This is a genomic window from Curtobacterium sp. ER1/6, from assembly GCF_001742745.1.
Lineage (GTDB): Bacteria > Actinomycetota > Actinomycetes > Actinomycetales > Microbacteriaceae > Curtobacterium > Curtobacterium citri.
Window position 1 is genome coordinate 312358 of the sequence record NZ_MJAK01000002.1, and the last position, 21006, is coordinate 333363.

Below are 21006 nucleotides of genomic sequence, written 5' to 3' on the forward strand. Positions count from 1 at the left end.
GAACTTTGTCCTTACATACTATCCGGCCCGGGTCCGGAAGTCGCCCCGTGACGGACGGGAGGCGCGGTGCCGGCCCGGCACCGCGCCTCCCGTCCGTCGTGTCGCGCGTCTACAGCGCCGGTGCCGCCGCGTCCGTCGTCACCGGCCCGTCGACGCGGGCCACGTCGTGCCACGCCCCGTCGGCGATGGACGCCTCCGCCGCCTCGACGATCGACGCGGCCGCCAGGCCGTCGGCGACCGACGGCGCGAGCTGCTCCCCGCGTCGGACGCTCGCGACGAACTGCGCCGCCTCGATCGTCTTCAGGTCGTCGTAGCCCATCGAGGTGCCCGCGCCCGGCTGGAAGCGGGCGAACTCGCCGTCGCCGGGTGCCACGTAGTGGGTGGCGTACCCGTCGACCTCCTGCCCGTCGAGGAACACCTGCAGTTCGTTCAGGCGCTGGAAGTCCCACCGCACCGAACCCCGCGTGCCGTAGACCTCGAGCGTGTACTCGGCGTGCGGCCCGCGCATCACCCGGCTCGAGTCCATGGTGCCGACGGCACCGTCCTCGAAGCGGAACAGCAGGGCCGCGTAGTCCTCGTTCTCGACCGGCTTCCGCTCCCCCGTCGCCGCTGCCGAGCGGTCGACGATGCCGGCACCGGGCAGCGGCCGCTCGGTGATGAACGTCTCCGCGAGGGCGCTGACGCTCGCGATCCGACCGACGACGTACTGCGCGAGGTCGAGCCCGTGCGACAGCAGGTCTCCGAGCACGCCGGACCCGGCGCGCTCCCGTTCGAAGCGCCAGGTCAGCGGGGCCGCCGGGTCGGACGAGTAGTCGGCGAGGAGCGAGCCGCGCACGTTGGTGATCCGGCCGAGCCGTCCGCTCCGCACGAGCTCACGGGCACGCTCGACCGCGGGGGCGTGCCGGTAGTTGAACCCGACGCTGGTGATCACGCCGGCGCGCTGCACGGCCTCGTGGATCTGCCGGGAGTCGCTGGCGTACCGGCCCATCGGCTTCTCGATCCAGAACGGCTTGCCGGCCTCGGCCGCGGCGACGGCCATCTCGCGGTGCAGGAAGTTCGGCGAGCAGATCGAGACGACCTCGACCGCGGGGTCGGCGAGGACCTCGTGCCAATCGGCGACCGCACGTTCGTACCCGAAGCGCGTGACGGCCTGGTCGCGCGCGGCCTCGACGGGGTCGGCGGCGACCACGAGCCGCGGCTGCACGCCGAGCTCCGGGAAGTGGTCCGGCAGGGCCCGGTACGCACGGGAGTGCAGCCGACCCATCCACCCGACCGAGACCAGGCCGACGCCGACGGTGTCCACGCTGCTCATGCGGCGGGGACGATGATGTCCCGCACCAGGGCGTCGAGCTTGGCGTCCGCGTCGAGGAACTGGCGCAGCGTCGTGACCGTTGCGCCGAAGCGGTCGAACTCGTCGACCGTCATGCCGTCGACGTCGTAGCCGCGGGCGAACTCCGGCGTCGCAGCCCGCAGCGCCGCGATGACGTGCGCCGGCACCTCGTCGTGGATGGCGTCGGGGCGCCACGGGAAGGCGTTCGCGTTGATGTCCCGCGACCACTGGAACGGGGGCGACACGACGAGGTCCCCGCCCTGGAACTCCGACCACTGCAGGGCGTTCCGGAAGGCGGCGACGAGGACCCGGGAGCGGAAGCCGCGCTCCCGGAACACCCGGTAGGCGTTCTTCACGGCGGCGACGCCGGCCCACTCGAGGATGCCGGGGTCGACCATGACGTGGTTCCGCCCGACGACGGTCTTCAGCCAGTCGTCGAACCGGCCGGCCATCAGCGTGACGACGTGCCCGAACTCCTGCTCCGGCAGCCCGTCGGCGGCGCGGCGGTCGAGGGCACGCTCGATGGCCTCGCCGACGGCGACGACCTGCGGCACCGTGAACGACACCGTCGCGTTGATCGAGACCCCGCGGTACGCGGCCTCCTCGATCGCGGCGATGCCGACCGCCGTGGCCGGGATCTTCACGATGATGTTCGGGGCGAGCTGCGAGAACCGCACGGCCTGCTCGACCAGGGCGTCCCGATCGCGGTGCAGGCGCGGGTCGGTCTGCATGCTGAGCCGGCCGTTCCGCCCGCCGGAGGCCTCGAACGCGGGGAGCAGCTGCGCGGCCGCGGCGATCGAGAGCTCCTCGACGGCCTTCCACCCGATCCAGGACTCCCCCGCGGTCGGGTGCTCGGCCGCGATCGCCCGGATGCGCGGCTCCCAGGTCGCCGGGTCCTGCTGGATGCACGTGTAGGCGATGACCGGGTTGCACGTCGCGCCGACGGCGCCGTACTCGGCGATCGCGACGGCCAGCTCGTGCGGGTCGGCCGAGTCGTTCCACAGTGCGGTCGGTGTCTGCGTCGCGGCCTGCAGGGTGACGGGCCGGGCGTCGACGCCGGTGGACGCCGGGGTCTCGAGGGTGTCGGTCATCGGGTGAGTCCCTTCGTGATCGTGTCGAGCTGGAACCGGGACACCGCGTCGGCGTCCTCGTCCTCGGCGAAGACGCTGGACACGGCCACGGTGTCCTCGCGGGCCGTGAACCCGACGCGGTCGAGTGCGGCCCAGAATGCGTCGAAGTCGACGTCCGCCGCGCCGACCGGCAGGTGCTGGTGGACGCGGACCGGGTTGCCGGGCGGGTTGGTGATGTACCGGAGGCCGTGCGACCGGGTGTGGTCGTAGGCGTCGGCGACGTGGACGAGCTGCAGGGAGTCCCCCGCGGCGTCGATGACCTCGTCCATGTTCCCGCCGTAGTGGAACGTGTGGCAGGCGACGTAGACGAACCCGACGTGCTTCGAGTTGAGTCCGCGGATCACCCGGAGTGCCTCGAGGCCGTCCTCGACGAAGTCGTCGGGGTGCGGGTCGATGAGCACGCGGAGCCCGGCGTCCTCGATGATCGGCAGGAGCTCCTCCATCGAGCGGTAGAAGGCGTCCTCGGACTCCTCAGCGCGCTCGGGACGACCGGAGAACTCGGTGTTGATCGTGTCCACGCCGAGGCGCTTCGTGATCTCGATGACGCGCTTCCACTTCGTGACCGCCGCCTCGCGGGCGTCGCGGTCCGGGCCGGACCAGCGGAGCACCGGCAGCACCGAGGCGACCTGCACGCCGGCGTCGCGGCACGCTGCGGCGAACGCGTCCACGAGGTCGTCGTCGGCCTTCGGGTGCCGGAAGAACGGGATGAAGTCGCGGTGCGGCGTGAGCTGCAGGTACTCGTACCCGAGGTCGGCGACCTTCCGCGGGAACTCGAGCAGCGAGAGGTCGTGGTGGTACGGGGTCGGGTCGAGGGCGATCTTCGGCATCAGGCCCCCGCGAGCGCACCGGTGGCGGCCGTCTCGCCTGCCGTCTCGCCTGCCGCCTCGTAGAACGCGGGCTTCGCGACCGCGTACTCGACCGACTCCAGCGCGCCGGACTGCTGTGCACGGACCGCGACCTCGGCGACGACGGAGGCCGTGTAGCCGTCCCAGGCGCTCGGGCCGTCGATGCCGCCGGTGCGTGCGGCGTCGACCCAGCGCTGGACCTCCTCGTCGTAGGCGGCGCCGAAGCGCTCCTTGAACGACGGGGTGACGCCCTGGCCGGTCGCCCCGGCGGCGACGACGGTCGCGGAGGTGTCACGACCGATGTAGGCGACGCCGGACTCGAAGACGGCGTCCGTCGTGACCTGGTAGCCGAACTGGGCGTTGACGTTGATCTCGACGATCGCCATCGTGCCGGACTCCGTGGTGAACAGCACGAACTGCGGTTCGGGCAGGTCCGCCGGTGCGAGCGAGTTCTTCCGCGGCTTCTTGACCTCGACCGCGACGATCGGCTCCCCCGTCAGGAACGGGATGATGTCGATCTCGTGGATGACCGAGTCGTGGATGAGCATCGACTCGCTGAAGTTCGGCGGGGTCGTCGGGTTGCGGTGCGCGTGGTGCAGGGCGAGCAGTGCGCCGTGGGCACCGGACTCGCGCAGCGCCCGGAGCTCCTGGTACCCCGCGTCGAAGCGGCGCATGAAGCCGACCTGGATCACGGGACGGGCGGCGTGCTGCTGCTCGAGCTCGACGATGCGCAGCGAGTCCTCGGCGCTGGTCGTGAGGGGCTTCTCGCACAGGACGGTGAGGCCGCGCTCGAGGGCCGTCACGAGGATCGGCTCGTGCAGGAAGCCGGGCGTCGCGATGATGACGGCGTCGATGTCGGTCGCGTCGAGGGCCTCGTCGAAGGACGCCGCGGTGACGGCGCCCGGTGCGAGGTCGGCGGCAGCCCGGGCGCGGGCCTCGTCCGGCTCGACGACGGCGACGACGTCGGCGTTCGAGATCTTCGCGGTGATGCGACGGACGTGGTCGGCGCCCATCATGCCGGCGCCGACGACGGCGACGCGGAGGTTCTGCGTGGTCATGGTGGTGTTCTCCCGGGGTGGTGACGGCGCGTCAGGAGGCGCGGGCGGCGGAGGTGGATCCGAAGATGTGCTGGAAGGTGCGCTCGGCGATCGGGCCGGGAGCGTCGACCGAGCAGCCGTACATGTCCTGCTCGACGATGCCGAAGACGTCGGGGTTGATCGCCGCGACCGCCTCGATGATGGGGGCCAGCTCGGGCGTGCCGTGCGGCGGCTCGGTCATGATCCCCTGCGCGACGGCGGTGGCGAACGGCACGTCGTTCTTCAGCACGTCGAACAGCAGCTCGGTGTCCACCTGCTTGAGGTGCAGGTACCCGATGCGGTCCGGGTGCTCGGCGATGAGCCGGAGGTTGTCCCCGCCGTAGTAGGCGAAGTGTCCCGTGTCCAGGCAGAGGTTCGTGTACTCCGGGTTCGTCACCTCGAGGAAGCGCACGGTCTCGCGGTACGTGCCGACGTGGCTGTCCGCGTGTGTGTGGAACTGCTGGCGGACGCCGTACTCCTCGAGCAGCGCCTTGCCGAGCTGGTCGTGCCCCTTGCCCAGGCGCTCCCACTGCTCGTCGGTCAGTGTGCGCGCCTCGAGCACCTCCGAGGTCGCGTCCGAGCGCCAGAGGTCCGGGATGGTCACGAGGTGCTCGGCACCGAGTGCCGCGGCGAGGCCGGCCACCGCGACCGCCTGGTCCCACGCGCGCTGGAACTGGTCCTCGCCCTTGTGGAACCCGGTGAAGACCGTGCCGGCGGAGAGCCGCAGCCCGCGGGACTCGAGCTCGTCGGACAGCTGCGCCGGGTCGGTGGGCAGGTACCCGTACGGGCCGAGTTCGATCCACTCGTAGCCGGCCGCGGCCGCCTCGTCGAGGAAGCGCTGCCACGGCACCTGGGCGGGGTCGTCCGGGAACCAGACGCCCCACGAGTCGGGCGCGGTGCCGATCCGGATGGAGGCGGGCGGTGCGTCCGTGGACGGGGTGCCGGCGGGGGTGGCGGTGTCGGTCATGACGTCGCTGTCGCTTTCTGGGCCGCGGCCCGGTGTGGTGTGGAGGGTCAGCCGAGCAGGGGCCGCTGGTGGGCGACCTGCTGCTCGTAGTCGGTACGGGCCTGCTGCGTGCTCGGCAGGGTGGAGGTCTGCGCGACCGGCACGTCCCACCAGCCGTCGCCCTCGGGCGCGTACAGCAGGGGGTCGGAGTTGACGTGCACGAGCGTGGTGTGGTCGTTCGCCTTCGCCTGCCGGACCGCGGCCCGGAGGTCCGCGATCGCGTCCGGGCCCGGCTGGACCTCGATGACGTCCACGCCGTAGGAGCGGGCGTTCGCCGCCAGGTCCACGGGCAGCGGGTCACCGTTCTCGAACGACTGCGTCTCGTCGAGGTACCGGTACCTGGTGCCGTACCGCTCGGACCCGACGGTCTCGGACAGGTGCCCGATCGAGGCGTACCCGTGGTTCTGGACGAGCACGACCACGATCTTGATGCCCTCGGCCACGGCGGTGACGAGCTCGGTGTGCAGCATGAGGTAGCTGCCGTCGCCGACCATCACGATGGCGTCGCGGTCGGGAGCACCCCGTCGGACGCCGATCCCGCCCGCGATCTCGTAGCCCATGCACGAGAACGCGTACTCGACGTGGTAGCCGAGCTCGTCGCGCACCCGCCACAGCTTGTGCAGGTCACCCGGCAGCGACCCCGCCGCCTGGATCACGACGTCGCGCGGGTCCGACGCCTCCTGCACCGCGCCGATGATCTCCGCCTGACCGGGCAGGGCGAGACCGGACGGGGCGAAGGCGGCGTCGACGACGGCGTCCCACTCCTGCTTGCGCTGGGCGATCTCGGCGGCGTACCCGGGGTCCACCGCGTACGACGGGTCGGACGTGAGCGCCGCGGTCAGCGCGACCAGCGCCTCCCGGGCGTCCGCGACGACCGGCAGCTGCGAGCCGTGCTTGTACGCGTCGAACGCGGCGACGTTCACGTTCACGAACGTCACGTCCGGGTGCTGGAAGGCGGTCCGCGACGCCGTGGTGAAGTCGCTGTACCGGGTCCCGATGCCGATCACGACGTCGGCCTGGGCGGCGATCGCGTTCGCCGCCGCCGTGCCGGTCGCGCCGATGCCGCCGAGGTACTGCGGGTGGTCCCAGACGAGCGCACCGCCGCCGGCCTGCGAGGTGCCGACCGGGATGCCCGTCGCCTCGACGAAGGCGGCGAGCTCCGCCGCCGCGTCCGAGTACAGCACGCCGCCACCGGCGACGACCACGGGGCGCTCGGCGGCGCGGATCGCCTCGACGGCCCGGACGAGCGGACCGTGCTCGGGCAGCGGACGGCGGAGGTGCCACTCACGCGGCTGGAGGAAGGCGACGGGGACGTCGAGGGCCTCGGCCTGGACGTCCTCGGGCAGGGCGATGGTCACGGCACCGGTCTCGGCCGGGTCGGTGAGCACCCGCATGGCGGCGAGCGCGATCGAGAACAGCTGCTCCGGACGCTCGACGCGGTCGAAGAACCGGGACAGCGGTCGGAACGCGTCGGTGACCTGGATCGAGGTGTCGTGCGGCATCTCGATCTGCTGCAGCACCGGGTCCGTGGTCCGGGTCGCGAACGTGTCCGACGGCAGCAGCAGCGCCGGCAGCCGGTTCGTCGTCGCGAGGGCGGCGGCGGTGAGCATGTTCGCGGCGCCCGGGCCGACCGACGCCGTGCTGGCGAAGGTCGCACGACGACGGTGCATGCGCGCGAACCCGACGGCCTCGTGCACCATCGCCTGCTCGTTGCGCGCCTGGTGGTAGGGCAGCAGACCCGGCTGCTCCACGTGCAGCTGCTTGATCGCCTGACCGAGGCCCGCGACGTTGCCGTGCCCGAAGATGCCGAAGATCCCCGGGATCGTGCGCTCGCGGTGGTCGCCGTCGACGGTCCACTGGTTCGCGAGGAACGCGACGAGGGCCTGGCCGACGGTCATGCGGCGGGTGGCGGTCATCGGTCGGACTCCTTCTCGTAGGGCAGGCGCGGGTCGACGGCTTCCGACTCCCACACCTGACGGACCCACCCGTGGGCGGGGTCGTCGGTGATGTTCCAGACGCGCTCCGGGTCGGGCCCGGCCATCACGTTGAGGTAGTACATGTCGTAGCCCGGCGCCGCGACGGCCGGACCGTGCCAGCCGTACGGCACGAGGGCGATGTCGCCGCTGCGGACCTGACGGAACTCGTCGATCGGCCGGTCGTCCGAGGCGTACGTGCGGTGCAGGGCGAAGGGCTCGGCGTTCTCGGGAGCGTCGACACCACGCGCCACGTCGGCCTCGTAGTAGTAGATCTCCTCGAGGTCCGACTCCTCGCCGGGGCGGTGCGTGTCGTGCTTGTGCGGCGGGTACGACGACCAGTTGCCGGCCGGCGTGATCACCTCGCACACGATCGCCTTGACGGCGTCGAGCGCGGCCGGGGTGCCGAAGTTGTGCACCTGCCGGCTGGACTGCCCGGCACCGCGGAGCTCGACGGGGACGTCCCCGCGTGCGATGTACGTCGAGCGCTTCACCGTGTCGGTGGGGACCTCGGCGACCGCGAGCCGACCGCTGCCGGTGATCCGCGCCTCCGACCCGGACCCGAGGTACAGGACGTCGGTCGGTCCGTCGAAGACGCTGCGGCGTCCCGCCAGTGCCTGTTCCCCGGTCCCCGCGTCGCCCGCGTAGGCGACGGAGAAGGTGCCGGCGAGCGGCACCACGATGCGCTCCACGGCGGCGGCCGGGAGGCGCAGCTCGCCCCCGTCGGTCAGCGCGCCGGTCCGCAGGCCGGTGTGCGCCCACCCCGGCACCCGTCCGTCGACCACGTCGGTCCAGCCGTCCTCCGGTCGGCTGCCCGCCCGGACGAACCAGTCGTCGTTCGCCATCCCCGGGTCAGCCGTTCGCGGGGAAGCCGAGGTCGACGCCACCGTGCACGGCGGGGTCGAGCCACCGCGAGGTGATCGCCTTCTGCCGGGTGAAGAAGCTCACGCCGTCCGCGCCGTACGCCTTGTGGTCGCCGAACAGCGAGTTCCGCCAGCCACCGAACGAGTAGTACGCGACCGGCACCGGGATCGGGACGTTGATGCCGATCATGCCGACCTGCACGTCCCGCTGGAACCGGCGGGCGGCACCGCCGTCGTTCGTGAAGATCGCCGTGCCGTTGCCGAAGGCGCCGGAGTTGATGAGCTCGAGCCCCTCCTCGTAGGTCTGCACGCGGACGACCGACAGCACCGGGCCGAAGATCTCCTCGGTGTAGACGCGACTCGACGTCGGCACCCGGTCGATCAGCGTCGGACCGAGCCAGAAGCCGTTCTCGTCGCCGTCGGGTCGGACGGTGCGGCCGTCCACCACGACCTCCGCACCGTCCTGCTCGGCGACCTCGATGTACGAGGCGACCTTGTCGCGGTGCTGCTCGGTGACGAGCGGGCCCATGTCGCAGCCCCGGCGTCCGTCGCCGATGCGCAGCGTCGCCGCGCGCTCGCTGATCTTCGCGATGAGGTCGTCCGCCACGGGCTCGACGGCGACGACGACCGAGATCGCCATGCAGCGCTCACCGGCCGAGCCGAAGCCCGCGTTGATCGCGTTGTCGGCGACGAGGTCGAGGTCGGCGTCGGGCAGCACGAGCATGTGGTTCTTCGCGCCGCCGAGGGCCTGCACGCGCTTGCCGTGCTTCGTCCCCGTCTCGTACACGTACTGCGCGATCGGGGTCGACCCGACGAACGAGATCGACTCGACGTCCGGGCTGGTGAGGAGGCCGTCGACGGACTCCTTGTCGCCGTTGAGCACCGTGAGGACGCCGTCGGGCAGTCCTGCCTCCCGGAACTTCTGCGCGAGCCAGATCGCCGCGCTCGGGTCCTTCTCGCTCGGCTTGAGCACGACGGTGTTGCCGGCCGCGATCGCGATCGGCAGGAACCACAGCGGCACCATGGCCGGGAAGTTGAACGGCGAGATGATGCCGACGACGCCGAGCGGCTGGCGGATCGAGTAGACGTCGATGCCGGTCGACACCTGGTCGGAGAACTCGCCCTTCATCAGCGAGGGGATGCTCGTCGCGAGCTCCACGACCTCCTGCCCGCGGGCGATCTCGCCGAGCGCGTCCGAGGTGACCTTGCCGTGCTCGCTCGTGATGATCTCGGCGAGCTCGGCCTTGTCGCGGTTGAGGACCTCGCGGAACGCGAAGAGGACCTGCTGGCGCTTCGCGAGCGACATCTGGCTCCAGGCCGGGAACGCGGCCTTCGCGCTCGCGATCGCCCGCTGGATCTCGGACTCGTCGGCCAGGGCGACCCGCTTGGTCACGACGCCGAGCGCGGGGTCGTACACCGGGGCCGTCCGGCCCGAGGTCGACGCGACGTGCTCGCCGTCGATCCAGTGCCCGACCGTTGCGAGTCCCTGCTCGGTGGCTGGCTGTTCCGTGGTGGTCATGCGTTGCTTCCTTCCGGGACGGACGTGTCCAGGGTGGTGGACGTGGCAGGCGACCCGGGTCGGTCGCGAGCCGGTGTGGAGGACTCGCCACGGGCCTCCCGGCTGTGGACGAGGGAGGACGCGACGTCGACCGCGGTGGCGACGTCGCCGTCCTGGGGGTAGAGCAGGGTGCGTCCGACGACGAGCCCGCGGACGCCCGGCAGGGCGAGCGCGTCAGCCCAGGTGGCGTAGGTCTCGTCGGGGCTGCCGGACGGGTCACCGCCGAGGAGCAGCGTCGGCAGCGTCGTCGCCGCCATCACGCGCGCCATGTCGTCGACGACCGGGACCTTGAGCCAGCTGTAGGCGCTCGACTCCCCCAGGCCCGCGGCGATCGCCATCGAGGTGATCACGGCCTCGGCTGTCAGGTCGTTGACCACCCGGCCGTCGCGCCACGACGACATGAACGGCTCGAGCATGATCGGCAGCCGCAGGGCAGCGGCCTCGCTCACGGCACGCGCGGTGGCCTCGAGCGTGGGCGCGGTCCCGGCGTCGTCGAGTGCGACGCGCACGAGCAGCTTCGCGACGTCGAGCCCGGCGTCCTTGATCGCCCGCGCGGAGTACGCCGTGTAGCGGTCGTCGAGCTCGAACGCGGCGCCCCGCAGCCCGCCGCGGTTCATCGACCCGACGACGACCTTGCCGTCGAGGGCGCCGAGGAGCGCGAGGTCCTCGACGATGTCCGGGGTGCCGAGGACACCGTCGACCCCCGGACGACCGAGTGCGACGACGAGCCGTTCGAGCAGGTCGTAGCGGTCGGCCATCGCGGACGGGTCGTCGCGGACCGCCAGGGCCCCACGCGCGGGGTGGTCGGCCGCGACGATGAACAGCTTGCCGTCGTCGGCGAGCAGCGGGCGCCGGGTCCGCGCGCGCAGCACTTCGGCGACGCGCTCCGGTGCGCCGGCGCGGAGGTCCCGCAGCCGGGCGAAGTCGGCGGGGCTGATCTCAGGCATCGATGCCCTCCTTCGTGGTCGCCTGCACGGGGTTGTCCCGCAGGAACTGCTCGATCTCGTCGCTGGTCGGCATCGCGGTCGAGCACTCGAACCGCGTGGCCACGATCGCCCCGGCGGCGTTCGCGAACGCCAGCGTGCGGTCGAGGCTCCAGCCCTGCAGCAGGCCGTGGGTCAGCGCACCGCCGAACCCGTCACCCGACCCGAGGCCGTTCACGACGTCGATCGTGTGCGGGCGGAACTCGACCGTCTCGTCCCGGGTCTTCGCGAGCACGCCCTTCGGCCCCTGCTTGACGATCGCGACCTCGACGCCGCGCTCGAGCAGGGCGTCGGCGGCACGGACCGGATCGGTCTCGCCCACGGCGACCTCGCACTCCTCGCGGTTGCCGACCGCGACGGTCGCGTGCTCCAGGGCCACGGCGACCTCCCGCGTCGCGGCGGCGGGGTTCGCCCAGAACACCGCCCGGTAGTCGAGGTCGAGCACGGTGTGGACCCGGGTGGGAGCAGTCGACGCGGACCGGGCCGCGAACGCCGCGTGGTGCGCGCTCCGGCTCGGCTCCTCGCTCAGGCCCGTCACGGTCGTCCAGAAGATGCGCGCCCGTTCGATCTCGTGCAGCGGCAGGGACTTCGCGGTGATCATGAGGTCCGGGGCCTTCGGGGCCCGGTAGAAGTACAGCGGGAAGTCGTCCGGCGGGAAGATCTCGCAGAACGCCACGGGCGTGTTCAGCCCGTCGACCGTGGCGACGAAGTCGTTCGCGACGCCCAGCTCGGGGAGGGTCCTGGCGATGTACCGCCCGAAGGGGTCGTCGCCCGTGCGGGTGACGACGGCCGTCTCCGCGCCGTGGCGTGCGGCGGCGATGGCGACGTTGGTCGCGCTGCCGCCGACGGACTTCGAGAAGGTCGTGACGTCCTCGAGCGGACCGGTCTGCTGGGGGTAGACGTCGACGCTGACGCGTCCCATCGTGATCACGTCGTAGGCGTGGGGAACTTCGTTGGTCATGCGACGCGATGGACCTTCCGTGCGGCTTCTTCGGCGGACGAGCACGACTGTACACGCACTTTGCCCTAATGTCAGTACATGGTTCGACACCGCGTGTGCGGACCCGTGCTCGCGGCGTCGGCGGGCCGGGAGGCGCGTGTCGGTGGGACCTGCCAGGGTCGCCTCATGCAGATCCTCGCCCTGGTCATCGGCCTCGTCCTCGGCGCGGCCGTCGGTGCCGTCGTCGCGTGGTCGCTCGCGCGCTCCCGCGCGGGCGTCGACGCCGCCGCGGCACGCGCCACCGCCGACGCCGTGCGGGCGCAGCTCGACACCGCGCGCGCCGACGCCGAGGAACGGCTCGACGCCCAGGACGCCCAGTACCGCCGGCAGGTCGACTCGCTCGAGCGTCGGGCGGCCGAGCTCGAGCACCTCGTGCAGCGCATGCACGGCGCCGACGCCGCGCGCACGCAGGGCGAGTCGAAGGTGCTCTCCGCGCTGAGCCCGGTCGCGCAGACGCTCGACGTCATGCGCGCGAAGATCGCCGAGCTCGAGCAGTCCCGCAGCGAGCAGTACGGGGCCCTCTCCGCGCAGCTCCGCTCCGCCGCCGAGTCCGAGGAACGCCTCCGCGCCACGGCGGACACCCTCGCGAGCGCCCTGTCCTCGAACAGCACCCGCGGCGTGTGGGGCGAGACGCAGCTCCGGAACGTCGTGGAGGCCGCCGGGCTGCTCGAACGCGTCGACTTCGACGTGCAGTCCTCGGTCACGACGACCGCGGGGACCGCCCGACCCGACATGGTCGTGCACCTGCCCGGCGGCAAGACGATCGCGGTCGACGCGAAGGTGCCGTTCAGCGCCTACCTGCAGGCGGCCGAGATCCCGGCGAGCGCGACCGGTGCCGAGGGTGCCCGGCGCGACCAGCTCATCGCCCAGCACGTCAAGGCCCTGCGGGCGCACGTCGACGCCCTCGCCGCCCGTGAGTACTGGACGGGCTACGACGCCTCGCCCGAGCTCACCATCGCGTTCATCCCGTCCGAGTCCCTCGTCTCGAGCGCCCTCGCCGCCGACCCCGGGCTGCTCGACCACGCCTTCCGCAAGCGCATCGCACTGGCGTCACCCGTCACGCTGTGGTCGGTGCTCAAGACCATCGCGTTCTCGTGGCAGCAGGACGTCGTCACCGCCGAGGCACGCGAGCTCTTCCGGGTGTCCCGCGAGCTGTACGGCCGCCTGGCGACCATGGGCGGACACGTCGACAAGCTCGGCCGGGCGATCCGCGGCTCGGTCGTCGACTACAACCGCTTCGTGGGCTCGCTCGAGCGGCAGGTGCTTCCGAGTGCCCGGCGGCTGTCGCTGCTCGACGAGTCGAAGGTGCTCGCCGACCCCGCGACGATCGACGACGAGCCGCGGCTGCTCACCGCGCCCGAGCTCGTCGGCGCCCTCGACGAGGACTGACCGCCGGCGCGCAGATACGCGTCGAACCAGCGATGCGACATCGAACCAGCCGATCGGCCTGGTTCGATGTCGCATCCGTGGTTCGGTGCCTGACGTCGCTGCCGGGCACCGCCTGACGTCGTCGCCGGGCACCACCGGTCACGCGGAACGGATCAGAACCACTTCTCGGCGCGGTGGTCCGCCTGGATCCGGCGGATCGTGTTCGAGCGCGAGCGGAGCACGAGCGAGTCCGTGTGGATGACCCCGCGCGAGCGGCGGACACCGTCCACGAGGACACCGTCGGTGACACCCGTTGCGACGAAGAACGTGTTGTCGCCCGTGACCAGGTCGTCCTGGTCGAGCACCTTGTCGAGGTCGTGCCCGGCGGCGATCGCCTTCTCGCGCTCCTCGTCGTCCTTCGGCTGCAGCTTGCCGAGGATCACGCCACCGAGCGCCTTGATCGCACAGGCGGTGATGATGCCCTCCGGCGTGCCGCCGACACCGACGCACATGTCGATCTTCGAACCGGGCAGCGCCGCCGAGATGCCGCCGGCGACGTCACCGTCGAGCAGCAGTCGCGTGCCGGCACCGGTCGCGCGGATCGCACGGATGAGCTCGTCGTGGCGCGGGCGGTCGAGGACGGCGATCTGCATGTCCTCGATGTCCTTGTCCTTGGCCTTCGCCAGCGCGCGGATGTTGTCGCCGATCGGCTTATCGAGGTCGAGGACCCCGCGGCCCTCGGGTCCGGCGGCGATCTTGTCCATGTAGAACACCGCCGACGGGTCGTACATCGAACCGCGGTCGGAGACGGCCATCACGGAGATGGCGTTCTGGCGGCCGGCGGCGGTGAGCGAGGTGCCGTCGATCGGGTCGACCGCGATGTCGCAGGCCGGACCGTGGCCGTTGCCGACGTGCTCGCCGTTGTACAGCATCGGGGCGTTGTCCTTCTCGCCCTCACCGATGACGACGACGCCGTCGAAGTTCACCGTGCCGAGGAACTTGCGCATCGCGTCCACCGCAGCGCCGTCCGCGAGGTTCTTCTCACCGCGGCCCACCCACGGCTGCGCACGGATCGCGGCGGCCTCCGTCGCACGCACGAGCTCGAGCGCGAGGTTGCGGTCGGGCTGGAGGAACAGGGCACCGGTCTCAGTCGTGGGAGTCACGACCAGAGCCTACCCACCGCCCTCACAGGAGCCGCACCGGGTGCACGGACGTGCACGCTGTGCCCCCTTGGGGCTCGCTGACTAGGCTCGCACGGGACACCACCAGTCGAAGGAGATCGCAGTGCCCATCGCAACGCCGGAACAGTACGCCGAGATGCTCGAACGAGCGAAGGCCGGCAAGTTCGCCTACCCCGCGGTGAACGTGTCCTCCTCGCAGACGATCAACGCCGTCCTCCAGGGCCTGCAGGAAGCCGGCTCGGACGGCATCCTCCAGGTCACGACGGGCGGCGCCGACTACTTCGCCGGCCACACCGTGAAGAACCGCGCGGCGGGCGCCCTCGCGATGGCGCGCTTCGCCCACGAGGTCGCGAAGAACTACGACATCACCGTGGCCCTGCACACCGACCACTGCCCGAAGGACGCCCTCGACGGCTTCGTCCTTCCCCTCATCGCCGCGAGCGAGGAGGAGGTCCGCCAGGGCCGCAACCCGATCTTCCAGTCGCACATGTGGGACGGTTCGGCCGTGCCGCTCGACGAGAACATCGAGATCGCCCGCACGATGATCGAGAAGACGCGCAACATCAACGCGATCCTCGAGGTCGAGATCGGCGTCGTCGGCGGCGAGGAGGACGGCGTCCAGCACGAGGGCACGAACGACGCGCTCTACACGACCCCGAACGACGTCGAGAAGGTCGTCGACGCGCTGGGCCTGGGCGACCGGGGCCGTTGGATCGCCGCCCTGACCTTCGGCAACGTGCACGGCGTGTACAAGCCGGGCAACGTCAAGCTGCGTCCGGAGCTCCTCGGCGAGATCCAGCGCTCGGTCGCCGAGAAGCACGGCACCGGTGAGAACCCGCTCGACCTCGTCTTCCACGGCGGCTCCGGCTCGACCGACGACGAGATCCACGAGGCCGTCCGCAACGGCGTCATCAAGATGAACATCGACACGGACACGCAGTACGCGTTCACGCGCTCGATCGCCGATTCGATGTTCCGGAACTACGAGGGGGTGCTCAAGGTCGACGGCGAGGTCGGCAACAAGAAGCAGTACGACCCGCGCGCCTGGGGCAAGGTCGCCGAGACCGCGATGGCGGCCCGCGTCGGCGAGGCCGCGAAGGTCCTCGGCTCGGCTGGCAACACCAAGGGCTGAGTCCGACACTCACCGGCACCGGCCGGGAGGCACGGGGCGCGTCCGACGGACGCGCCCCGTTCCGCGTCCGGTCACCACCACGGCCCGTGACACGATGGGCGGGTGACCACCGACGCCATCGCCTCCTCGTTCGCCCAGTACGTCGCCGAGTCCCCGACCGCGTTCCACGCGGCCACGGTCGCGCGGGACCAGCTCGTGGCGGCGGGGTTCACCGAGCTGTCGGAGCTCGACGCCTGGCCCACCAAAGCCGGCGCCTACGTCGTCGTCCGTGACGGAGCCGTCATCGCCTGGCGCCTGCCGGAGTCGGCGACCGCGACCACGCCGTTCCGGATCCTCGGGGCGCACACCGACTCCCCCGGGTTCCGGATCAAGCCGAACCCCGGCGTCCGCACGGGCGGCTGGGAGCAGCTCAACGTCGAGGTCTACGGCGGTGCGCTCCTGTCGACGTGGTTCGACCGCGACCTCCGCATCGCCGGCCGCGTGGTCGACGCCGACGGCACGGTGCGACTGCTCTCGACCGACGCCGTCGCCCGGATCCCAAACCTCGCGATCCACCTCGACCGCGGCGTGAACGACGGCAAGGAGATCGACCGGCAGCGCCACACCCTGCCGGTCGTCGGGATCGACGCCGCGTTCGGCGGCACGGACGTGCTCGACTGGCTGCGCGGCCGCGTCGGCGAGGCGGTCTCGTGGGACCTCTTCCTCGCGGACACGCAGGCCCCGGCGCGCATCGGCATCGACGGCGCGTTCCTGGCGTCCGGCCGGATGGACAACCTGACGAGCGTGCACGCCGGGCTCCGCGGCATCATCGAGGCGCCGGCGGACGGTGAGCACGTCCCCGTGTTCGCCGCGTTCGACCACGAGGAGATCGGCTCGTCGACCCCGTCCGGTGCGGGCGGCCCGTTCCTCGAGGACGTCCTCGGCCGCGTGCAGGAGGGCCTCCGCGCCACCCGCTCGGAGGCAGCACGGGCCTTTCGTGCCTCGTGGCTGCTCTCGAGCGACGCCGGACACCTCGTGCACCCGAACCAGCCGGAGAAGCACGACCCGACGAACCGCCCGCGGCCGGGAGCGGGTCCGCTCCTGAAGATCAGCGCGAACCAGCGCTACATGACCGAGGCGAAGGGCGAGGCGGTCTGGGCTGCCGCGTGCGACGCCGCCGGGGTGACCTGGCAGCCCTTCGTCAACGTGAACACGATCCCCGGTGGCTCGACGATCGGCCCGATCGCGGCGACCCGGCTCGGCATCCCGACCATCGACATCGGCGTCGGGCTGCTGTCGATGCACTCGGTGCGCGAGCTCGTGCACGTCGACGACCTCGCGGCACTGCACGGCGCGGTCGCCGCCTTCCTGGCCGGCTAGTCCAGCGGCGGCTCAGCCGCCGGTCGCCCGCCGGATCGACTCCTGCACGGCCGGGTCCTGGAACACCACGACGAGCATCGGCACGGCGCCCAGGACGCTCGCCACCACGCCACCGACCAGCGGCACCCAGAAGGTCCACCGGTGGGCCCGGAGGCGGCGGACCGACCACCAGGCGACGAGGGCGAAGGTCACCGCCAGGACGACCGCGCGGACGACCGCCGCCGAGGAGAGGTCAGCAGGCGACGCCATCTCGCCGAACCGTCCCGTGACGTACTCGCGCGTCACACTCGCGACCGTGCCGGTCGACAGCGCGGTGAACACCGACCAGAGCCCGATGAAGAGCAGGCCGACGGTGAGCACGAAGTCGAGCCGCGAGGCACCGTAGGGGCTGACCGGTGCGGACGCCGGGGCGGACGACGAGCCGCCCCGGCCGTCGCGCTGGTCGGAGGCCGGACGGGTCGGGTCGGACGCACGACGCACATCGGCGTCCCGTCGCTGCGCCGCGTCCTGCCGCTGCTGCTCGGCTGCCTGACGTTCCTGCTCGACGAGCACCGGGTTCACCCAGCCCTCGGGTGCGTACTCGCCGTACTCCGGTGCCGGACGGCCGTGGACCCGGCCGTCCGCGCCACCGCCGGCCGACGTCGCGGAGGCGGGTCGTGCCTCCCGGCCGAGCGCCGTCTCGTCGACGTGACCCGGGTCGCGGACGGGCACCGCGGCCCAGTCCCCCTGCGGCGCGGTCACCGGCGTCGCCCGCCGAGTGCACGCGTCGGGGCACCCGACGCATCGGTGCGGAGCTCCTTGGGGAGCGAGAACATGAGGTCCTCGTGGGCGGTGACGACCTCTTCCACCGTGCCGTACCCGGCGTCGGCGAGCTGCTCGAGCACCTCGGCGACGAGTTCCTCGGGGACGGAGGCGCCGCTGGTCACACCGACGGTCGCGACGCCGTCGAGCCACTCCTGACGGATCTCCTCGGCGTAGTCGACGCGGTGCGCCGATCGCGCACCGTGCTCGAGCGCGACCTCGACCAGGCGCACGCTGTTCGAGGAGTTCGCCGAGCCGACCACGATGACGAGGTCCGCCGCGGGGGCGACCTTCTTCACCGCGACCTGGCGGTTCTGCGTGGCGTAGCAGATGTCGTCGGACGGCGGGTCCTGGATCGACGGGAACCGCTCCCGGAGCAGGCGGACGGTCTCCATCGTCTCGTCGACGCTCAGCGTGGTCTGCGAGAGCCACACGAGGTTGTCGGGGTCCGCCACCCGGAGCGCGGCGACGTCCTCGGGCCCGTTGACCAGGATCGTGCGCTCGGGCGCGTGGCCCATCGTGCCCTCGACCTCCTCGTGGCCGGCGTGCCCGATGAGGATGATCGTGCGGTCCCCCTTCGCGAAGCGCGTGGCCTCGCGGTGGACCTTCGTGACGAGGGGGCAGGTGGCGTCGATCGCGTGCAGGTCGCGCTCCGCGGCACCGGAGACGACCGCGGGCGAGACGCCGTGCGCGCTGAAGACGACGTGCGCGCCGCGGGGCACCTCGGCGACGTCGTCGACGAAGACCGCACCGCGCTGTTCGAGGGTCGAGACCACGTGCACGTTGTGGACGATCTGCTTGCGGACGTACACGGGCTCGCCGTACTGCTCGAGGGCCTTCTCGACCGCGACGACCGCACGGTCGACCCCGGCGCAGTACCCGCGCGGGGCGGCGAGCAGCACCTTCTTCGCGCCGGCGACCGGCTCGTCCCGCAGGCGGCCCCGCGCGGCGTGCACCCGGGGCGGGGCGAGCGGGACCGTGCGGCCGTTGGTGATCGTCACGCCCCCGATGATAGGTGTCGGGCGGGCGTGCGGCCTGGGTGTCGACCCGGCCGCGGTGTGCGGGCCGTGCGGCGCTGTCCGCGGGATGCGGCAGCATGGGGGCATGGCGATCGAACAGGGCCCGCCGACGGCCGACAACCCGTGGCCCGTCGCGCTGCTCGGCGCGAAGATCCGCGACTGGATCGACCGACTCGGCACCGCGTGGGTCGAGGGCGAGATCACCCAGTGGAACGTCGCCGGCGGCAACGTGTACGGCAAGCTCAAGGACGTCGAGGTCGACGCGACGGTGTCGTTCTCGATCTGGTCGAGCGTGCGCTCCCGGGTGCCGGCGGACCTGAAGCAGGGCGACCGCGTCGTCGCCGCCGTCAAGCCGAACTACTGGGTCAAGGGCGGCTCGCTGACCATGCAGGTCGTCGAGATGAAGCACGTCGGACTCGGGGACCTGCTCGAACGCCTCGAGCGGCTGCGTCGGACCCTGGCGGCCGAGGGGCTGTTCGACCCGTCGCGCAAGCGCCGCCTGCCGTTCCTGCCGCACCGGATCGGGCTGATCACGGGCAAGGACTCCGACGCCGAGAAGGACGTCAAGCGGAACGCACAGCTGCGGTGGCCGCAGGTGGCGTTCCGGACCGTCCACACCGCGGTGCAGGGCGAGCGGGCCGTCGGCGAGGTCACGGCCGCCATCGTCGAGCTCGACGCCGACCCCACCGTCGACGTCATCATCGTCGCGCGCGGCGGCGGCGACTTCCAGAACCTGCTCGGCTTCAGCGACGAGGGGCTCGTGCGGACCGCGGCGGCCGCGACGACCCCGATCGTCTCGGCCATCGGGCACGAGGCCGACCGCCCCATCCTCGACGAGGTCGCCGACCTGCGGGCCTCCACCCCGACGGACGCCGCCAAGCGGGTCGTGCCGGACGTCGCCGAGGAGCTCGCCAACGTCCGGCAGGCCCGCGCCCGACTGGGCCTCCGGCTGTCGCACGTGCTCGCCGTGGAGGCGGACCGGATCGCCGCCCTGCGTTCCCGTCCGGCCCTGGCGTCGACCGCGTGGCTCGTCGACACCCGGGCGGAAGAGGTCGCGCGCGACCTCTCCCGGGCGCGGGAGCTCGTGGACCGCCGGCTCGAGCGCTCGCACGCCGACGTCGGCCACCTCACCGCCAGGCTCCGGTCGCTGTCGCCGCGGGACACCCTGCGGCGCGGGTACGCCATCGTGCAGACCGTCGACGGCGGGGTGGTGCGCGGCTCGGACGACCTCGACGGCGCCACGCCCGTGCACGTCACGCTCGGCGCCGGCACCGCCACCGGCACGCTCGAACCGGACGGACCGGGGCCGGACGGCTCCGGCGCCTGAGGGCTCCGGTACCTGAGGGCTCCGACGCCTGACGACCTCCTCCACGGACCCGGGCCGCGGTACGTCGCGTCGGGGGCTGCTCGGTAGGATCGAGGGGTGTCGACCCAGCAGGAACCCGTGCCGTCCGACGTGCAGTCGCTGAGCTACGAGGCCGCGCGCGACGAACTCGTGCGCGTCGTCGCCGAGCTCGAGCAGGGGTCCGCCACGCTCGAGCGGTCGCTCGCGCTCTGGGAACGGGGCGAGTCGCTCGCCGCCCGGTGCGAGGAGTGGCTCGTCGGCGCGCGTGCCCGGCTCGACGCCGCCCGTGCCGCATCGGCCGACGCCGACCGCGCGCAGGCCGCGGGCGACCAGGACGGAGCGGTCCGGTGACCGACCAGGACGGACGCCCCGTCGTCGCCGAGCTCGGTCGGCCGGAGACCCCGGAGGAGACCTGGGCGCGGAAGGACGCCGCCCGCCGTGCGCGCCGCGAGCACCAGACGGCCTTCAACCTGGTCATCGCCCTCATCGCGTCGCTCGGCATCGTGCTGTTCCTCGTGCTCGTCGTGGTCCGACCGGACCAGACGGTGGATCGCTCGGTCGACTACCAGCAGGTGGCCGCCGGTGCGGACGTGCCCGGCGTGACGCTGGCCGCGCCCGACCTGCCCGACGGCTTCACGTCGAACCGTGCCGACTTCCAGGACAAGACGTCCGACGGGGTGCGGGTGTGGACGGTCGGGCTCGTCACCCCGGACCGGCAGTACATCGGTCTGCAGCAGGGCATCCAGGCCAACGCGTCGTGGGTGTCGAACCAGCTCGACCAGAAGCCGGCCACCGGGGACCGCACCATCGACGGCACGAAGTGGACCGTGTACGACCGCCGCGACGAGGGTCGCGACGCCGGCAACCACGCGTACTCCCTCGTGACCACCTTCGGCAGCAACACGATCGTCCTGTCCGGCACCGCCGACGACCGGTCCTTCACGACCGTCGCCCGCGCCGTGACCGAGCAGTTCGCCCAGCAGCAGTAGCAGCCACCAGCAGCAGTAGCAGCAGACCCGACCGACCCCGAGCACGAG

General features: G+C 72.1%; 19 protein-coding genes. 6 read left to right on the forward strand and 13 right to left on the reverse strand.

Going from position 1 to position 21006, the window contains the following annotated elements; genetic code table 11:
• Positions 1 to 109: 109 nt before the first annotated feature.
• From Cus16_RS05790 to iolC, 10 genes are read right to left on the reverse strand one after another with little or no spacing between them, the layout of a single operon-like run.
• Positions 110 to 1312 carry a Gfo/Idh/MocA family protein gene (locus tag Cus16_RS05790; protein WP_069711677.1) on the reverse strand — a complete coding sequence of 401 codons (1203 nt, stop codon included), beginning with the start codon at positions 1310 to 1312 and terminating at the stop codon, positions 110 to 112.
• Entirely contained in the window at positions 1309 to 2421 is a 1113-nt protein-coding gene (locus Cus16_RS05795) for a transaldolase family protein (RefSeq protein WP_069711678.1), read from the reverse strand. The genes Cus16_RS05790 and Cus16_RS05795 overlap by 4 nt, the downstream gene beginning before the upstream one ends.
• Positions 2418 to 3287, reverse strand: coding sequence for a sugar phosphate isomerase/epimerase family protein (locus tag Cus16_RS05800; protein ID WP_069711679.1), 870 nt, complete (start codon positions 3285 to 3287; stop codon positions 2418 to 2420). The genes Cus16_RS05795 and Cus16_RS05800 overlap by 4 nt, the downstream gene beginning before the upstream one ends.
• Positions 3287 to 4363: a Gfo/Idh/MocA family protein gene (locus tag Cus16_RS05805; protein ID WP_069711680.1), complete on the reverse strand. Its 1077-nt coding sequence runs from the start codon at positions 4361 to 4363 to the stop codon at positions 3287 to 3289. The genes Cus16_RS05800 and Cus16_RS05805 overlap by 1 nt, the downstream gene beginning before the upstream one ends.
• A gap of 31 nt (positions 4364 to 4394) precedes the next feature.
• Positions 4395 to 5348, reverse strand: coding sequence for a sugar phosphate isomerase/epimerase family protein (locus Cus16_RS05810; protein WP_069711681.1), 954 nt, complete (start codon positions 5346 to 5348; stop codon positions 4395 to 4397).
• A 47-nt stretch (positions 5349 to 5395) separates the two neighbouring features.
• Positions 5396 to 7303, reverse strand: a complete 1908-nt coding sequence (iolD, locus tag Cus16_RS05815; protein ID WP_069711682.1) for a 3D-(3,5/4)-trihydroxycyclohexane-1,2-dione acylhydrolase (decyclizing) — start codon at positions 7301 to 7303, stop codon at positions 5396 to 5398.
• Positions 7300 to 8205, reverse strand: a complete 906-nt coding sequence (gene iolB, locus Cus16_RS05820) for a 5-deoxy-glucuronate isomerase (RefSeq protein ID WP_069711683.1) — start codon at positions 8203 to 8205, stop codon at positions 7300 to 7302. Before iolB ends, iolD begins: the two co-directional genes overlap by 4 nt.
• 7 nt (positions 8206 to 8212) lie before the next feature.
• A complete protein-coding gene (locus Cus16_RS05825; RefSeq protein ID WP_069711684.1) occupies positions 8213 to 9742 on the reverse strand; it encodes a CoA-acylating methylmalonate-semialdehyde dehydrogenase in 1530 nt (509 codons plus the stop codon).
• Positions 9739 to 10728: a class I fructose-bisphosphate aldolase gene (locus Cus16_RS05830; RefSeq protein ID WP_069711685.1), complete on the reverse strand. Its 990-nt coding sequence runs from the start codon at positions 10726 to 10728 to the stop codon at positions 9739 to 9741. Before Cus16_RS05830 ends, Cus16_RS05825 begins: the two co-directional genes overlap by 4 nt.
• Positions 10721 to 11725, reverse strand: coding sequence for a 5-dehydro-2-deoxygluconokinase (gene iolC / locus Cus16_RS05835; RefSeq protein WP_069711686.1), 1005 nt, complete (start codon positions 11723 to 11725; stop codon positions 10721 to 10723). Before iolC ends, Cus16_RS05830 begins: the two co-directional genes overlap by 8 nt.
• Before the next feature lie 165 nt (positions 11726 to 11890).
• On the opposite strand from iolC, the gene Cus16_RS05840 reads away from it, so the two are divergent.
• Positions 11891 to 13153: a DNA recombination protein RmuC gene (locus Cus16_RS05840; protein ID WP_069711795.1), complete on the forward strand. Its 1263-nt coding sequence runs from the start codon at positions 11891 to 11893 to the stop codon at positions 13151 to 13153.
• Between the two features lie 152 nt (positions 13154 to 13305).
• Here Cus16_RS05840 and glpX read toward each other — a convergent pair whose 3' ends face one another.
• Positions 13306 to 14295, reverse strand: coding sequence for a class II fructose-bisphosphatase (glpX, locus tag Cus16_RS05845; protein WP_083263742.1), 990 nt, complete (start codon positions 14293 to 14295; stop codon positions 13306 to 13308).
• A gap of 121 nt (positions 14296 to 14416) precedes the next feature.
• On the opposite strand from glpX, the gene fbaA reads away from it, so the two are divergent.
• Together fbaA and Cus16_RS05855 are read left to right on the forward strand one after the other, a co-directional pair.
• Positions 14417 to 15445 carry a class II fructose-bisphosphate aldolase gene (gene fbaA / locus Cus16_RS05850; RefSeq protein ID WP_069711688.1) on the forward strand — a complete coding sequence of 343 codons (1029 nt, stop codon included), beginning with the start codon at positions 14417 to 14419 and terminating at the stop codon, positions 15443 to 15445.
• A 102-nt stretch (positions 15446 to 15547) separates the two neighbouring features.
• On the forward strand, positions 15548 to 16804 hold the full coding sequence (locus Cus16_RS05855) for a M18 family aminopeptidase (protein WP_069711689.1): 1257 nt from the start codon (positions 15548 to 15550) through the stop codon (positions 16802 to 16804).
• 12 nt (positions 16805 to 16816) lie between these two features.
• Here Cus16_RS05855 and Cus16_RS05860 read toward each other — a convergent pair whose 3' ends face one another.
• Positions 16817 to 17545, reverse strand: a complete 729-nt coding sequence (locus tag Cus16_RS05860) for a DUF6264 family protein (protein ID WP_069711690.1) — start codon at positions 17543 to 17545, stop codon at positions 16817 to 16819.
• Positions 17542 to 18606 carry a 4-hydroxy-3-methylbut-2-enyl diphosphate reductase gene (locus tag Cus16_RS05865; protein ID WP_083263743.1) on the reverse strand — a complete coding sequence of 355 codons (1065 nt, stop codon included), beginning with the start codon at positions 18604 to 18606 and terminating at the stop codon, positions 17542 to 17544. Before Cus16_RS05865 ends, Cus16_RS05860 begins: the two co-directional genes overlap by 4 nt.
• Before the next feature lie 103 nt (positions 18607 to 18709).
• Between Cus16_RS05865 and xseA the strand changes: the two genes are divergently transcribed.
• The 3 genes from xseA to Cus16_RS05880 all read left to right on the forward strand — a co-directional run bounded on the left by xseA (position 18710) and on the right by Cus16_RS05880 (position 20958).
• Positions 18710 to 19951 carry an exodeoxyribonuclease VII large subunit gene (xseA, locus tag Cus16_RS05870; protein ID WP_069711691.1) on the forward strand — a complete coding sequence of 414 codons (1242 nt, stop codon included), beginning with the start codon at positions 18710 to 18712 and terminating at the stop codon, positions 19949 to 19951.
• Positions 19952 to 20047: 96 nt separating this feature from the next.
• Positions 20048 to 20320: an exodeoxyribonuclease VII small subunit gene (locus Cus16_RS05875; RefSeq protein ID WP_069711692.1), complete on the forward strand. Its 273-nt coding sequence runs from the start codon at positions 20048 to 20050 to the stop codon at positions 20318 to 20320.
• Positions 20317 to 20958 carry a DUF4245 domain-containing protein gene (locus tag Cus16_RS05880; RefSeq protein WP_069711693.1) on the forward strand — a complete coding sequence of 214 codons (642 nt, stop codon included), beginning with the start codon at positions 20317 to 20319 and terminating at the stop codon, positions 20956 to 20958. Before Cus16_RS05875 ends, Cus16_RS05880 begins: the two co-directional genes overlap by 4 nt.
• The last annotated feature ends 48 nt before the right edge of the window (positions 20959 to 21006 follow it).

Bases quoted from the DNA above. Each gene is read 5' to 3' on its own strand.
- Cus16_RS05790 (WP_069711677.1), bottom strand. From the start codon at position 1,312: ATGAGCAGCGTGGACACCGTCGGCGTCGGCCTGGTCTCGGTCGGGTGG.
- Cus16_RS05795 (WP_069711678.1), bottom strand. From the start codon at position 2,421: ATGACCGACACCCTCGAGACCCCGGCGTCCACCGGCGTCGACGCCCGG.
- Cus16_RS05800 (WP_069711679.1), bottom strand. From the start codon at position 3,287: ATGCCGAAGATCGCCCTCGACCCGACCCCGTACCACCACGACCTCTCG.
- Cus16_RS05805 (WP_069711680.1), bottom strand. From the start codon at position 4,363: ATGACCACGCAGAACCTCCGCGTCGCCGTCGTCGGCGCCGGCATGATG.
- Cus16_RS05810 (WP_069711681.1), bottom strand. From the start codon at position 5,348: ATGACCGACACCGCCACCCCCGCCGGCACCCCGTCCACGGACGCACCG.
- iolD (WP_069711682.1), bottom strand. From the start codon at position 7,303: ATGACCGCCACCCGCCGCATGACCGTCGGCCAGGCCCTCGTCGCGTTC.
- iolB (WP_069711683.1), bottom strand. From the start codon at position 8,205: ATGGCGAACGACGACTGGTTCGTCCGGGCGGGCAGCCGACCGGAGGAC.
- Cus16_RS05825 (WP_069711684.1), bottom strand. From the start codon at position 9,742: ATGACCACCACGGAACAGCCAGCCACCGAGCAGGGACTCGCAACGGTC.
- Cus16_RS05830 (WP_069711685.1), bottom strand. From the start codon at position 10,728: ATGCCTGAGATCAGCCCCGCCGACTTCGCCCGGCTGCGGGACCTCCGC.
- iolC (WP_069711686.1), bottom strand. From the start codon at position 11,725: ATGACCAACGAAGTTCCCCACGCCTACGACGTGATCACGATGGGACGC.
- Cus16_RS05840 (WP_069711795.1), top strand. From the start codon at position 11,891: ATGCAGATCCTCGCCCTGGTCATCGGCCTCGTCCTCGGCGCGGCCGTC.
- xseA (WP_069711691.1), top strand. From the start codon at position 18,710: ATGGCGATCGAACAGGGCCCGCCGACGGCCGACAACCCGTGGCCCGTC.